This window comes from Bradyrhizobium sp. (assembly GCF_035652035.1).
Classification (GTDB): Bacteria; Pseudomonadota; Alphaproteobacteria; order Rhizobiales; family Xanthobacteraceae; genus Bradyrhizobium.
Genome location: NZ_DASREO010000033.1, coordinates 1 through 13,422 on the forward strand (window position 1 = coordinate 1; position 13,422 = coordinate 13,422).

Below are 13,422 nucleotides of genomic sequence, written 5' to 3' on the forward strand. Positions count from 1 at the left end.
CCTATTTCGATCTCGCGCGGCACACGCTTGTTGTCATGGATCTGCGCGGCTACGGCTGGTCGCGCGGCTTGAGCGGCAGCTACACGCTGGAGGAGGCCTCCGCGGACGTGCTGCGCACTGCCGACCGGCTCGGGCTGACACGCTTTCATCTGATCGGGCATTCGATGTCCGGACTCGTCGCCCAGCGCGTGGCATTGGCGGGCGCCTCGCGCATCCAGAGCGTGACCCTGTTCTCGCCGGTGCCGCCGACGGCCTTTCACGCCGATGAGGCGGCGCTCAAGGCGCTCAATGCCGTGATTGACGAGGACGAGGCGGCCGCGCGTGCGATCACCGCACGCACCAGTAATCGCTACGGTGCAGGCTGGCTGCAGCGCAAGCTCAAGATTGCGCGCGATGCGGCCACGACCGAGGCGGCGCGCGGCTATCTCGCGATGTTCACGACCCCCATCGCGGACGACCCGCACCGTCTCGCTGCGCCGATGCACGTCGTGAACGGGGCGCAGGACATCGCCTTCTATCGCGGCGAAGCCTCGCACAGCGCCTTTGCCGCGGCCTACCCGCAGGCGACGTTCGAAATGATCGACGATGCGGGCCACTATTCGATGCTGGAGACACCGGTGCGCGTCGCCAGCATCATCGAGAAGCACGTGGCGGCCGCTGGTTGAGACAGGCAGGGCGATTGCAGCCAAAAGGATTTCAAGCCGCCCGGCTGTGTCCCTCGTCGCCGAACAGATGCACCTTGTTGCGGCCGGCCGCCTTCGCGTCATAGAGCGCGATGTCGGCCTCCGCGAACAATTCGGCAATCCGCCGGCGATGCGGGCGGCCGATCAGGGCAGCTCCAATCGACGCGCCGACCTCGATACGAAGACCGTTCCAGAACAGCGGCCGGCTCAACATCGCGACCGTCTGCTGCAGCACGTGGGCGATCCGGGCCGGGTCTGTCGGAGAGCGCAGGATGATGGCGAATTCGTCGCCGCCGAGCCGGCCGACCAGGCCGGCATTGTGGAAGGCGCGCCGCAGGCGCCCGGCGACCTCGCACAGGCATGCATCTCCGGCCGAATGGCCGTGCGTATCATTGAGCTCCTTGAAACGATCGAGGTCGATCAGAACAAGGGCTGATGCGAAGCCATGATTCAGATTGTCGTCGATGACCTCGCGATAGCGGGCCTGGAAAACCAGGCGATTGGCGAGCCCGGTGAGAGGATCGGTTTCGGCTTGCCGCCGCAGGCGCTCGATGATTTGCCGGTCGGAGGTGATGTCCTGTTTGGAGCCGAAGATTCGCGCCGTCCGTCCGTCTTCTCTCATCGCGTTGATCGAGAGCCGCATCCAGCGTCTTTCGCCGCGCCAGGTTCTGATCTCGGTATCGAGCGTGACCGCGCGGCCGCTGCGGATCACCTCGGCCCGAGCGAGTTCCATGTTGCGCCGCGACTCGTCGATATAGAGATCGACGATGTTCGCGCGCCGCAGCGGGTTGCCTGTCGGGTAGCCGAAGATGTCGTAGACGCCCGGAGTCCAGGTCAGGCGTTCCGTCTCGAGTTCACATTCCCAGGCGCCGACGCGCGCGGCGTTCAAGGCCTGATCATAGAGGCGGACGCGAACGTCGTCCGGCAGACCCGCGGCAGCATGGTCTGCTTCATCTCTCATCGATGATCCGGCGGCATTTCGGGATTCTGCCCATCTGCTTAACGAGTAGGGCCGCCGTGTTAACGAATTCTATACGTCCGGCGGCGCGATCGCCGCCTGCCGGCAAACCGAAGCTCGCTTTCGCCCGGGGCAGATGATGGTCTGTTACAAAATCACATAACTATTTGAATCAAGAGCGCACCGTTTCGGCAAACCGATTGCGCGACAACCCGCCGATCGACATGCCGTTCGGTGGTCCGATTGGGGTCCGCTCCCACCGCTCAGCTGCAACCGCCGCAGCCGCCACCACCGCCGCCTCCGCCGCAGCCGCTGCCGCCGTCACCGCCATTGTTCATTGTGCGTGAGGCGGCATAGACCGATGCGTAGGCGGTCCCGGAGAGAACGATCGGGCCCGAAAGCGCCAGCGCAAGCAGCAGTTCGTGTTCTAGCGGCGCGCGTGAGGCCCGCGCATTGAGGTTTTGGTAATTCTGGAGCGCCTCCTTGCCGGCGCGTGTCCGCTTCGGCCGCGTCGCCACGGCGAAGCCGAAGACTGCCGTCAACACGAGCAGCACGATCAGAATCCCGACCGGGTGATGCCGTTCGACGCCGCCGATGAAGACCTTGATGATCCCAAACAGCATGAGCAGTCCGACAAAGGGCAGCACGTTCCAGCGGAGCGACGCCATCTGCTCGTCGCTCGGCACATAGCCGAGTTTTTGCAGGCGCTCGCGAACCCGCTCGACGATCGCCGTGACCGCTTTCTGGAACTGCTGTCGGGTCATGTCGGGCTGGAACGACAATGGGCCCGATCGGCCGCCCATCAGCTCAGCCAGCGGCGTCTGATTGGTGACGGTGATCTTGTTGCCTGCGGGCGCGATGCTGACGCCGTTGCCCGATGCCAGACCAAGCAGGATCGCATCACCGAGGCGGTGCGCGCCGCCGGCGAGATAGGCAAGTTCCGGCACGTCCAATTGATGGGTCATCCGCGCAGGCGGGCCGATCGTCGATCTCTGAAGGAAGCCCCACGCGAAGACGATCGCTGCGATGGCAACGTAGAGACTGAGGAAAGGTTCGGCAGTCCAGTTGAACGGATTCCATGTCATGGGATCATCTCTGCAACAGACGCCGAATCCATGCGAAGGGTCGGGGTATGATAAGCCAGCGGTCGCGGTCGGTCATATGATATCGAGGGCCCGCAAAGCGCAGATGCGTCGCCGGCCAGAGCTTGGGGCGCGGCGGCCCGAAAGCGAGCTCGTGCAGCGCCAGCGTTTGCGCATATTGGCGGCGATAGGTCATTTGTGCTGCCTCGCCGCCGGGCGTGGGGTCGTGGTGCAGCGGTGTCTGCAGCGTCTCGCCGCACCAGGTTTTCCAATAGTCGCGCGAGTAGACGAGGTGCTGGTGCCAAACCTCATCGACGACCTCGCTTGGCGTGACCGGCGTCGGCGAGACGACGGCGAGAAAGCAGAAGCGGCGATAGGCATCGACGGCCGCGCGGGCCTCATCAGGACTCCAGCCGTGGTCGCGGGCGAGCCTGCGGGTGAAATTCAGCGGTGTATCGGGTTCGAAATCGTGGCTCTCGATTCGCCGCCACAGCTCCTGGCGTGCAGGCGTCCAGACCGGCTCGTCCGACTGAAGATCGATTTTGAGCTGTGCCCGTTGCAACGAAAGCTCGAAGCTGATCATCCACGGCCAATGATAGCACGGGATCACGAAAAAAGCGGCTATCGAACGTGGCGCATTCTTACATAAAACGGTAACAAAACAGGCGCGCTGGATTACCCGTCATTGCGGCACGCGGTCGTTTGTCGACCGTTAACGCGGGCGCTGCGCCTGATTGAGGTGCAAGGCCTTGTCCAGATTACGCGCCTTTTCCAGCGCAGCCGGGCTCGGCAACAGGCTCGAGGCGAGATCGGTCCCGGTGAAATCGGCGCCGGCGAGATTGGCGTCGGAGAGATCGGCTCCCGAAAGGTCGGCATGGCTGAGGTTGCAATTCGCCAGATTGGCATTCCTTAGCTTCGCGAATTCGAGATCGGCGCGCGCCAGATTGGCGCCGGAAAGATCCGCATTGGTCAGATCGGCAGATCTGAGCACGCCACGCATCATGCCCATCGATTGGTTGCGCATGTCAGCGCTCAGGTCGGCGCCCGCGAGCTTCGCCCCGACGAGGCTCGCACCGGAAAGATCCGCCGTGATGCGGCTGTCGGACAAATCCGCCCCGCCAAGCCTGGCGCGTTGCATCTGCGTGCCGAGCAGCGATGCCCTTGTGAGCGAGGCCTGCGTCAAATCCGCGTCGATGAGCCAGGCCTGGTTCAGGATGGCGCGATCGAGGCGCGCGCCTTTCAGGCTGCTCCGGTTGAGCTTGACGAGGCGGAGATTGTTGCCTGAGAAGTCGAGGCCGGAGAGATCGAGGTGCGACAGCCGCTTTCCTTGAAATGGGCTTGCGGCGTCGTGAGGCGGTGTTTTGAGAAGCGCTTCGACCTCGGCGCGCGTCATCTCCGATGTCGACATTTCGGGTCCGTTGAGATCGACATTACTCAGCATGCCCTGCGAGACGGCTTCAACGGGATCGAGCAGCAGCGCAGTCACGGGCACAAGGGCAAGCGCGAGACGAAACAACATCGCCTTTTCCAGTTCTGCGATCGGTGCGCCGGCGCGTGGCGCGATTTAAGCCGCTGCGTCCTTGAGCGCGGTCTCGAAGCTCTTCGCGTCGAAGGCCGGCATGCTTTGGATTCGTCCCAGACCCTGGGTCGCGTACCAGACCGAGAACGCAAGGACCGCTTGCGGATTTGGGGCATCGACGACGTCGATGAAATCGTAGTGGCCTTGCGTGTAGTGGATCGACTCGATCTTGATGCCCAGCTTCTCGAGCTTTGCCTTCGCCTTGCCGACCCGATCGGCCTGCCTGCTTGCCCACTCCGTGTTCAAATTGCCAAGCAGCACATATTTCATGGCTACCTCCACAGGAGATTGATCATCCTGCCTTGGCTCAGATCATACGCCTTCCGGCGGTCCGCGGCCATGCCGTCCGGCATGCCGGGAACGGTTCCGGGCCGTCTAGCTTGGCCGTCAAGCGCGACAGCGGCTTTGACGTCGGTCGATTTCGTCGACGCTCACCAGCCGTGCCGGCAGGCCGCCAGAAAGAACGGGACACGGCGCTTGACGTGATCGTCGATCTCTTCACTTAAGAGGTCGGTCTCCTGCACGAACAGCGCACGTGTCAGCATCGGGATCACGATCAGGTCCAGGAACGTTCTCGCCGTGAGGGCGATGCGGTCCGGAGCGAAGGCCGGAAGGGCTCCGATCTCGTCCGATTGCGCCATTTCGCCGAGGAAGCCAACGGCGACTTCGGTGCTCAGCTGTTGCGCCATCCGGCTGACCTCGCTTGCGAGTTCGGGAAAGCGGTTGACCTCGGCGACGGCAAGCCGCAGCAGCGCCATCCTTTCGCTCTCCAGTACCCATCGCAGCAGCGCGGTCGCCACGCGCGTGAGGCGCTGCTCGATCGTGCCGCCGCCTGCCGGGACCCGGTCCTTGAATTGCGTGATCCTTTCCACGACGTCACGCATTACCACCGCAGTGAAGAGGGCGCGCTTGTCGCCGACGCGTGCATAGATCGTCGGCTTCCCGGCGCGCGCTTCCACCGCGATCTCATCGACGCTGCTGCCCTCGAAACCGTGGGCGAGGAAGACCTTTCGCGCCGCCCTGAGAATGCGCTCCTCCACCTCGCCCTCGAGCTCCTTGGGCGGCCGCCCGAGGCGGACGCTGGCGCGAGCGTGAGGCTTGCGGCGGGCCGGCTTTTCTTTCAAGTAATTCATTTCATTCACTAATTCTGAAGTTTGCTGCCCCAAAAGGGGCTGATTGCCTTCTGCAATCTATGCGCATCCGGCCTCGAAATCAAATAAAACTGAACAGTAAAGTTCTTATTGACGAGGCGGATCCAAAGGATTATAGAACGATACAGTTTCGTTTCTTTCCGAGGAGCAGACGATGTTTGACGACGGAGTTCTAGAACGAGGGGCGCGCGCGACGATGGAGGCGGGCACACCGCCGACAACCAACGAACTGTCCTGGCAGCGCGAGGTCGCAACGGATGTGACGGCGAAGGCGCCCGCTCCGAAAAATCCGGAACAGCCTCAGCCACGGAACGACAACGCGCCGCTGGTCGCCAAGCCGAACCAAAAGGGTTTTCTGCGCCGGCGTCCGATGTTCGCGACGATCGGCGCGCTGCTTTTGGCTTCCGTTGTGGGCGGCGGCTATCTCTATGTCGATCAAGCCGGTCATTTTCAGTCGACCGACGATGCCTTCATCGCCGCGCGGCAATCCTCGATTGCCCCGAAAGTGTCCGGTTACATCACCGCCGTTCCCGTGACCGACAACCAGCATGTCGAAGCCGGCCAGGTCATCGCCCGCATCGATGACCGCGACTATCGCATCGCGCTGGAGCAGGCCGAGGCGCAGGTCGGAGCCGCTCAGGCCAGCATCGAAAACATCGATGCGCAGCTTGAAGTGCAGAAGGCGCAGATCAATGCCAACCAGGCGCAGGTCGACCAGACGCAGGCTGCCCTGGTGTTCGCGCAGCAGCAGGCGACGCGCTACCAGCATCTTGAGCAGACCGGCTACGGCACGGTGCAGAATTCCGAGCAGTACACCTCGCAGCTGCGTCAACAACAGGCCGCTCTGCAAAGCGCGCAGGCGACATTGAACCTGGCGCAGCGGCAGGTGGAAGGGCTCAAGGCGCAGCGCAAGAGCGCGGAAGCCAACCTCGCCCAGGCCCAAGCGCAGCGCGATCAGGCCAAGCTCAATCTGTCCTATACGACTGTGACGGCGGCGCAGCCCGGTCGCGTCGTCAACCTCGGCGCGGCGGTTGGACAGTTTGCGCAACCGGGGACGAGCCTTAGCGTGTTCGTGCCGGACGAGACCTGGGTCACCGCGAACTTCAAGGAAATTCAGCTCGATCGGATGCGGCCGGGCGATCCGGTGACGCTGAAGATCGACGCCTATCCCGGCCGTGTGATCCAAGGCCATGTCGACAGCGTCCAGCCGGGATCGGGCACCGCGTTCTCGCTTTTGCCCGCGCAGAACGCCACCGGCAACTACGTCAAGATCGTCCAGCGCGTACCGGTCAAGGTCGTGATGGACAATCCGCCCCAGGATGTTGCGTTGGGGCCGGGCATGTCGGTGGTCCCGACCGTGCGCGTCGACACCACCCCGTCGCTCTATGAACGCCTGAGGAGCTTCCTATGAGTGCCGCAGCAATCGAAGCGAACGGCATTCCCGAAAGAGGCAGTGCCGTTCCTGCCGTCAATCCGTGGCTGATTGCGATCGTAGTTGCGCTGGCGAGTTTCATGGAGGTGCTCGACACTACCATCGCCAATGTGGCGTTGCCCTACATCGCCGGCGGAATGGGCGTGAGCGAAGACGAAGCGTCCTGGGTGGTGACCACCTACCTCGTTTCCAACGCCATCATCCTCACGGCCTCGAGCTACCTTGCGCGGATGTTCGGCCGCAAGACGTTCTTCCTGCTCTGCCTCGGCCTGTTCACCCTGAGCTCGATCCTGTGCGGGCTGGCTCCCAACCTGAACGCGCTGTTGTTCTTCCGTATCCTGCAAGGCCTCGGCGGAGGCGGCATGGTGCCGGTTGCGCAGTCGATCCTGGCGGATGCCTTCCCGCCCGCAAAGCGCGGACAGGCCTTCGCCCTGTTCGGCGTTGCCGTGGTCGTGGCGCCCGTGGTCGGGCCGACGCTTGGCGGTTGGCTTGCCGACAACATTTCGTGGGAGTGGTGCTTCCTGATCAACGCGCCGGTCGGCGTGTTTGCGATGGCCATGATCGCGCTCGTCCTGCAGGAGCCCAAAACCGGCCACGCTACTCGGCCTCAAAGCCGCTTCGACCTGACCGGCTTTCTGCTGGTGGCGACGTTCCTGGGCGCACTCGAAGTCGTGCTCGACCGTGGCCTGGAGGATGACTGGTTTTCGTCCCACTTCATCGTCGTCTTCGCCGTGATCTGTGCTCTGGCTTTCGTGGCGATGATTCCGTGGGAGCTGACCCGCCGCGATCCGATGATCGATTTGCGCATGGTCGCCAGCCGTCAGTTCGGTGCGTCGTTCCTGGTGATGCTGGCGACTGGCGCGATCCTGCTCGCGACCACGCAGTTCCTGCCACAACTGGTGCAGCAGGATTTTGGCTACACCGCGACCTGGGCCGGCCTTCTGCTGTCACCCGGCGGCATGGTCACCATGGTGATGATGTTCGTCGTCGGACGCATCGCCGCCAAGGTCCAGCCGAAATATCTGATCATGGTGGGCGCCGTTCTGATCGCGCTCTCGATGTATGCCATGACCAACGTCTACGGTGATCTCGGCTTCTGGTTCATGGCGCGCTCGCGCATGCTGCTCGGCGTCGGCCTGCCGCTGATCTTCGTGCCGCTGATGGCGGCGTCCTACGACGGCATCCCGTCGTCAAAGACCGACCAGGCCTCAGCCCTGATCAACGCCGCGCGCAATACTGGCGGCTCGATCGGCGTCTCCATCGTTTCCAACGTGCTGACGCATCGGGAGCAGTTCCACCAGAACCGGCTCATCGAGCAGATCGTGCCCTCGAACATGCCGTATCAGAACACGCTCCAGCAGGTCACGGCCTACTTCCAGGCGCACGGGTTTTCGCTGGCGCAGGCCCACGATCAGGCGACGCAATGGATCGGCGCGCAGGTGCAGGCGCAGGCATCGTTTCTCGGTTACATGGATGCGTTCTGGGTGCTGATGCTGATCGCGCTTTCAGCCGTGCCGCTGGCGCTGACGCTGCGTAATGTCAAACTCGGCGGTGCCGTCAGCATGGGCCATTGATCGAAGGCTTCGATCGTTTCCGAGCATTAAGGCCGGGCGGCAATCTGCCCGGCCTTACGCCGCCGCAGAACCGCGGACAGCCGTCACGATCACCCGGCGCAACGAAGACACCGCCTCGGTGACGTCGGCCGCGCTGCCGTGCACCCGCCCCGCTTCGTCGCCGAGCCGCGTCGCTTCGCCCGATACTTCGGTGATGCGGGTCGAGACTTCGCGGGCGCCGTTGGCGGTTTCGGTGACGTTGCGGGCAATCTCGGTGGTGGCGGCATGCTGCTCTTCGACGGCGGCGGCGATCGAACTGGCGATTTCGTCGATCGTGCGCACGGTGTCGCTGACCTCGTCCATCCCGCGCACGGTTTCCTGGGTGATGCTCTGGATTTCGCTGATCTGCCGGTTGATCTCTTCGGTCGATCGCGCGGTCTGGGTCGCGAGCGACTTCACCTCACTCGCCACCACCGCGAAGCCCCGGCCGGCTTCGCCGGCCCGCGCGGCCTCGATCGTGGCATTCAAGGCGAGGAGATTGGTTTGCGATGCAATCTCCGAAATCAGCGTCGTCACCTGGCCCACCCGCGTGACGGCTTCGGCGAGGGTTGCGATCGTCGTGCGCGCATGTTCGCTGCGGCTGACGGCTGCGCTTGTGGCCTTGGTCGCATTGGCCACCTGGGCGCTGATCTCCCGGATCGAGCCCGACAGTTCTTCGGTGGCGCTGGCGACGGTTTGCGCGTTGGCAAGCGCCTGCGACGAAGCTGCCGCGACGGTCTGCGCGCTCGAGCCGACCAGTTCGGCGGAGCGGCTCATCACGGCTGCCGCTTCGGTCATCGACTTCATCCGCTTGTCGATACCGGTCACGGCGGTGTCGGTTTCGGCCTCGACCGTTCCGACCATGTCGACGAGGGCCTTGCGGCGCGCCGCCTCGGCCTCGGTCTTCTGGACGTCGACCTCGCCGCGCAGACGTTCCGCTTCCACCGACTTGTCCTTGGAAACCTGGAGCGCGCGCGCCAGCGCGCCGATCTCGTCGTTCAGGCGCAGATCGCGTTCGAAATCGGAGGAGGGTGCAGCCGACAGCGGCTGTTCGGTAAACTGCACGAGGCGGTTCAAGGGCCGGGTGATCTGGCGCGACAGCCAGTAGGCGCAGCCTGCCATGAACAGGCCGACAAGGCCCGCGATCAGGAAGAACTGCCAGGAGACTTCGGCATAGCGGGCGTCGATGTCGTCGACGAACATGCTGGTCGAGACGATCCAGTGCCAGGGCTCGAAGGCCATCGCATAGCTCAATTTCATGACCGGCTCGGTCGAACCGGCGCGGCCGAGCGGGCTGATTGCAAACACTGCGCCGGTGCCGGCGCGGCCGGCATCGATCTGCTCCTTGATGATCTGCCGGCCGTTACCGTCGACGAAGCCGTAGTAGTTCTGGCCCTCGCGTTCGGGCTTCATGCCATGCATGACGCATGTGCCTTCGAAATCGTGAATGTAGTAGTATTCGTTGCTGGCGCCGTACCGCACGGTCCGCAGCTGGTCCTTGACCAGCTTCTTGGCGGCGTCTTCCGTCAGTTCGCCGCTCTTGAAGCGGGCATAAGCGGTCTTGACCGCCGAGAGCGCGACTTCGTCGACATGGCGGACCATTTCGATGCGCTCGGCGGTGATGGTCTCGTGGATCTTGTGACTGGCGAGCCAGGCGAGAAAGGCGTAACCGGCAAAGGCGATCGCGGAAAACAACAAAAGCTTTGCGCTAATTCCAAACTTCGGCATCGAAAAACTCCGCAATCATCAGCAGAGTCTACCTGCCATTAATTCATAAACTCCCCGTTAATCTTAAAGGCTTTGGTTGGGCAGTCGCGCCTTTACTCGCGCAAGTCGGCATATTGTTTTCGCTGCGATCAATTTCCGATCGGGTGGCGGAGCGAACGGCCGCAGCCGACGTTATCCAAGGCATACTGGATACCTGAGCACGGCCGCAAACAGCCGGGAGAACGGCTTCTCCGCTGGAACGAATCAGCTCTTCTCACTAAGAACGGCCGTATTAAACGCCGTTTCCCGAGCCGCCAGTCATCGGACCCGCAATGCCAACTGCAAACGCCGAACAAGCAAAGCTGCTGCTGCTGGAGAACGTGAATGACAGCGCGGTTGAATTGCTCGCCAGTTCCGGCTTTTCCGACATCGAGCGGGTGCCGAAGGCGCTGGAGAACGACGCTCTGTGCGCGGCCATCAAGGGCGTTACGCTGCTTGGCATCCGCTCCAGAACGATGCTGACCGATGAGGTCTTCGCGGCGGCCGATCGGCTGACGGCGGTGGGCTGCTTCAGCGTCGGAACGAACCAGGTCGATCTCGACGCCGCGCGAAAGCGCGGCATTCCCGTCTTCAACGCGCCGTTTTCAAATACGAGGAGCGTGGCCGAACTCGTCATCGGCGAAATCGTCATGCTGCTTCGGCAGATCTTCCCGCGTTCGGTCGCGGCGCATGACGGAGGATGGGACAAGTCGGCGGCCGGCAGCCGCGAGGTGCGCGGTCGCACGCTGGGCATTGTCGGTTATGGCAATATCGGCTCGCAGCTTTCGACGCTCGCCGAAGCCATGGGGATGCGCGTTATCTATTTCGACCGCACCGACAAACTGCGCCACGGCAACACTGAGCCGGTTGAGCGGCTGGAGACGCTGCTGGCGCAAAGCGACGTCGTCAGCTTGCATGTGCCGGAGACGCCAGAAACATACAACATGATCGGCGCGCAGGAATTGCGGACGATGAAGCCGGGCGCCTTGCTGATCAACAACAGCCGCGGCACGGTGGTCGATCTTGACGCGCTCGCCGCGGCGCTGCGCGACGGTCACCTCGCAGGCGCGGCGGTCGATGTGTTTCCGGTTGAACCCTCCTCGAACTCCGAGCGCTTTCAAAGCCCGCTTCAGGGTCTCAAGAACGTGATCCTCACCCCGCATATCGGCGGATCGACCGAGGAGGCGCAGGAGCGGATCGGAAGGGAAGTCGCGCGCAAGCTGATCGATTACCGCATCAACGGCTCGACCATGGGTGCGGTCAATTTCCCGCAAGTCCAGCTTCATGAGCGCGCCCACGGCGTGCGCTTCAGCCATGTCCATCATAACGTGCCTGGAATGCTGCGGCGGCTGAACGAGGTCTTTCTCCAGCGCGACATCAATATCGCTGCGCAGTATCTCGAGACCGACAGCGAGATCGGCTACGTCGTGCTCGATCTTGATCTCGTGGGTCACGACTGCGGCGAGTTGCTGGACGAAATCCGCGGGCTCGACGGCACGATCAGCGCAAGGCTCATCTACCAGCATTAAAGCAAAAGACTGCCTGCGGAGCGCGAAGGCAGTCTGCTCACTGAAAAAGACGAAGTCCGGAATTACGCGGCGATGCGCTTGGCCGACGGGTTGTTCACGCCGAGCTCTTCCAGTTCCTGCTCGGCAAGCGCCTTGGCCGCCTTGAGGATCTGAACGGCATCGCTGATATTTTGTTCGCTGTGGTTTGCCATCACCTGCATGCGAATGCGCGCTGCGCCCTTCGGGACCGCAGGAAACTCGACCAGATTGGCGACGAGGCCGAGATGGGGCAGGCGACGGGACACCAAACGGGCAAGCCCTTCCGATCCCATCTTGACGCAAACGATCGCGGAGGGATCGCCGTAATATTCGAGGCCGGCCTCGGTCAGCTCACGGCGAAGCGTCGTGACGTTGGCAAGCAGTTCAAGCCGCAGCACGCGTCCTTCGAAGGAATCAACGATGTCGAACGCCTTCAGGATCGTAGCTGCCTGTGCCGGCGACAGCGCGTTGGAGAATGTCGCCGGCGCGCTGTAGAAGCGCAGATATTCCTTCACGGCGCGGCTGTTGGTGGCGACGAAGCCGCCGTTCGAGGCGAACGTCTTCGAGAAGCTGCCCATCACCACGTCGATCTTGCCGAGCATGTCCTGCATGCCTATATGGCCGCGGCCTTCCTTGCCGAGGCAGCCGAGATCATGTGCGACGTCGACGACGAGTGTGGCGTTGAATTCGTGGCAGAGCGTCTGAAGCTCGAGCAGCTCGGGCGTATCCGAGTCCATCGAGAACAGGCCTTCGGTGATCACCAGAATGCCGTTCTGTTTGTCCTTGCTGCGGATCTTGGTGAGAACGTCGCGGCAATAGTTGTTGTCGAGATGGCGGTACAGATGAACGTTGTTGGTGGCGGCGCCCGCACCTTCCTGAAGGCAGGAATGCGAGAGCATGTCCATGACGATATGGTCGGCGGAGCGAACCAGTCCCTTGACGACGCCGAAGCCGGCGCCCCATCCCGTCGGATACAGGACGACGTGCTCCATGTTGATGAACTCGGCAATCTTGCGCTCGAGCGCCACCGAATGCGAGGTGTTGCCGACCAGAGCCGGCGAGCCCGCGCTGTGAACGCCGCAGCGCTCGATGGTTTCGATCGCGGTTGCCACGATTCCGGGATGTGAGGCCAGGCTCAAATAGTCCTGCGATGCAAAGTTGACGCCTTGCATCTTGTTGCCGCTGTCGTCTTGCGCGGCGCAAACGGTCTTCGGCCCGTCTTCAGTCGCGCGCGAAAACGGCCATAGACCGTTTTGCCGGCGCAGGTCCTGCCAGCGGTAGAAGCCTTCGGTCCGGCCCAACAGATCAGCACCACCCGGCACGCGAAAATCGCGCATGCTCCCGGTCAAGGCAGCAGGTGGTACCGACGTATGAGCCTCGCTAGTCATCATCATCCCCGTTCGGCGAAATTAGATTCTTATTTTGCCGAGTGAGCACGATGCGGCGTTTAGATTAATATCCGATGCGGTTGCACCCAAAGCGCGGAAGTCCCTCGGGCTTTTTGGTGACGTCATGAATTTTTGGTTGGCGTCGTCGCATCTTCGAAGTTGCAACCTTTTTTCATTTAGCGAAATATTAACCATAACGGCTGTATTCCGGCGATCACGGGCCAATGGTGCCGCGAGGCGTTCGCGGCGTCCGCATGGCCAGCT

The 13,422-nt window shown here is 62.7% G+C and carries 12 protein-coding genes; 4 read left to right on the forward strand and 8 right to left on the reverse strand.

Annotated features, from left to right (window positions below):
* A partial coding sequence (locus VFB05_RS11495) for an alpha/beta fold hydrolase (RefSeq protein WP_325012306.1) occupies positions 1-665 on the forward strand: 665 nt, incomplete at its 5' end.
* Between the two features lie 31 nt (positions 666-696).
* On the opposite strand, the gene VFB05_RS11500 is transcribed toward VFB05_RS11495, so the two are convergent.
* The 6 genes from VFB05_RS11500 to VFB05_RS11525 form a co-directional block, all read right to left on the reverse strand.
* Complete coding sequence (locus VFB05_RS11500) at positions 697-1,644, reverse strand: sensor domain-containing diguanylate cyclase (protein WP_325012308.1); 948 nt, start codon at positions 1,642-1,644, stop codon at positions 697-699.
* 260 nt (positions 1,645-1,904) lie between these two features.
* The gene (locus tag VFB05_RS11505; RefSeq protein ID WP_325012310.1) at positions 1,905-2,726 is read right to left on the reverse strand and encodes a TIGR04222 domain-containing membrane protein; all 822 of its coding nucleotides are present in this window, start codon (positions 2,724-2,726) and stop codon (positions 1,905-1,907) included.
* Positions 2,727-2,730: 4 nt separating this feature from the next.
* Entirely contained in the window at positions 2,731-3,285 is a 555-nt protein-coding gene (locus VFB05_RS11510; protein ID WP_325012312.1) for a hypothetical protein, read from the reverse strand.
* A 150-nt stretch (positions 3,286-3,435) separates the two neighbouring features.
* Positions 3,436-4,242 (reverse strand): pentapeptide repeat-containing protein, encoded by an 807-nt coding sequence (locus tag VFB05_RS11515; RefSeq protein ID WP_325012314.1) that lies wholly within the window; start codon positions 4,240-4,242, stop codon positions 3,436-3,438.
* Positions 4,243-4,287: 45 nt separating this feature from the next.
* On the reverse strand, positions 4,288-4,572 hold the full coding sequence (locus VFB05_RS11520; RefSeq protein ID WP_325012316.1) for a GYD domain-containing protein: 285 nt from the start codon (positions 4,570-4,572) through the stop codon (positions 4,288-4,290).
* A 161-nt stretch (positions 4,573-4,733) separates the two neighbouring features.
* The gene (locus VFB05_RS11525; RefSeq protein ID WP_325012318.1) at positions 4,734-5,435 is read right to left on the reverse strand and encodes a TetR/AcrR family transcriptional regulator; all 702 of its coding nucleotides are present in this window, start codon (positions 5,433-5,435) and stop codon (positions 4,734-4,736) included.
* Positions 5,436-5,607: 172 nt separating this feature from the next.
* Between VFB05_RS11525 and VFB05_RS11530 the strand changes: the two genes are divergently transcribed.
* On the forward strand, positions 5,608-6,864 hold the full coding sequence (locus VFB05_RS11530; protein ID WP_414643182.1) for an HlyD family secretion protein: 1,257 nt from the start codon (positions 5,608-5,610) through the stop codon (positions 6,862-6,864).
* Positions 6,861-8,459, forward strand: a complete 1,599-nt coding sequence (locus VFB05_RS11535; protein WP_325012320.1) for a DHA2 family efflux MFS transporter permease subunit — start codon at positions 6,861-6,863, stop codon at positions 8,457-8,459. Before VFB05_RS11530 ends, VFB05_RS11535 begins: the two co-directional genes overlap by 4 nt.
* Positions 8,460-8,513: 54 nt before the next feature.
* Here VFB05_RS11535 and VFB05_RS11540 read toward each other — a convergent pair whose 3' ends face one another.
* Positions 8,514-10,205 carry a methyl-accepting chemotaxis protein gene (locus VFB05_RS11540; RefSeq protein ID WP_325012322.1) on the reverse strand — a complete coding sequence of 564 codons (1,692 nt, stop codon included), beginning with the start codon at positions 10,203-10,205 and terminating at the stop codon, positions 8,514-8,516.
* Positions 10,206-10,516: 311 nt separating this feature from the next.
* Here VFB05_RS11540 and serA point away from each other — a divergent pair, with 311 nt between their 5' ends.
* Positions 10,517-11,752 carry a phosphoglycerate dehydrogenase gene (serA, locus tag VFB05_RS11545; RefSeq protein WP_325012325.1) on the forward strand — a complete coding sequence of 412 codons (1,236 nt, stop codon included), beginning with the start codon at positions 10,517-10,519 and terminating at the stop codon, positions 11,750-11,752.
* A gap of 62 nt (positions 11,753-11,814) precedes the next feature.
* Here serA and VFB05_RS11550 read toward each other — a convergent pair whose 3' ends face one another.
* Positions 11,815-13,107 carry an aminotransferase class I/II-fold pyridoxal phosphate-dependent enzyme gene (locus tag VFB05_RS11550; RefSeq protein WP_325012327.1) on the reverse strand — a complete coding sequence of 431 codons (1,293 nt, stop codon included), beginning with the start codon at positions 13,105-13,107 and terminating at the stop codon, positions 11,815-11,817.
* Positions 13,108-13,422 lie beyond the last annotated feature (315 nt).

What these genes read in the sequence shown, in the direction of transcription:
- VFB05_RS11500 (WP_325012308.1), bottom strand. Translation starts at nt 1,644, where the DNA reads ATGAGAGATGAAGCAGACCATGCTGCCGCGGGTCTGCCGGACGACGTT.
- VFB05_RS11505 (WP_325012310.1), bottom strand. Translation starts at nt 2,726, where the DNA reads ATGACATGGAATCCGTTCAACTGGACTGCCGAACCTTTCCTCAGTCTC.
- VFB05_RS11515 (WP_325012314.1), bottom strand. Translation starts at nt 4,242, where the DNA reads ATGTTGTTTCGTCTCGCGCTTGCCCTTGTGCCCGTGACTGCGCTGCTG.
- VFB05_RS11520 (WP_325012316.1), bottom strand. Translation starts at nt 4,572, where the DNA reads ATGAAATATGTGCTGCTTGGCAATTTGAACACGGAGTGGGCAAGCAGG.
- VFB05_RS11525 (WP_325012318.1), bottom strand. Translation starts at nt 5,435, where the DNA reads ATGAATTACTTGAAAGAAAAGCCGGCCCGCCGCAAGCCTCACGCTCGC.
- VFB05_RS11530 (WP_414643182.1), top strand. Translation starts at nt 5,608, where the DNA reads ATGTTTGACGACGGAGTTCTAGAACGAGGGGCGCGCGCGACGATGGAG.
- VFB05_RS11535 (WP_325012320.1), top strand. Translation starts at nt 6,861, where the DNA reads ATGAGTGCCGCAGCAATCGAAGCGAACGGCATTCCCGAAAGAGGCAGT.
- VFB05_RS11540 (WP_325012322.1), bottom strand. Translation starts at nt 10,205, where the DNA reads ATGCCGAAGTTTGGAATTAGCGCAAAGCTTTTGTTGTTTTCCGCGATC.
- serA (WP_325012325.1), top strand. Translation starts at nt 10,517, where the DNA reads ATGCCAACTGCAAACGCCGAACAAGCAAAGCTGCTGCTGCTGGAGAAC.
- VFB05_RS11550 (WP_325012327.1), bottom strand. Translation starts at nt 13,107, where the DNA reads ATGCGCGATTTTCGCGTGCCGGGTGGTGCTGATCTGTTGGGCCGGACC.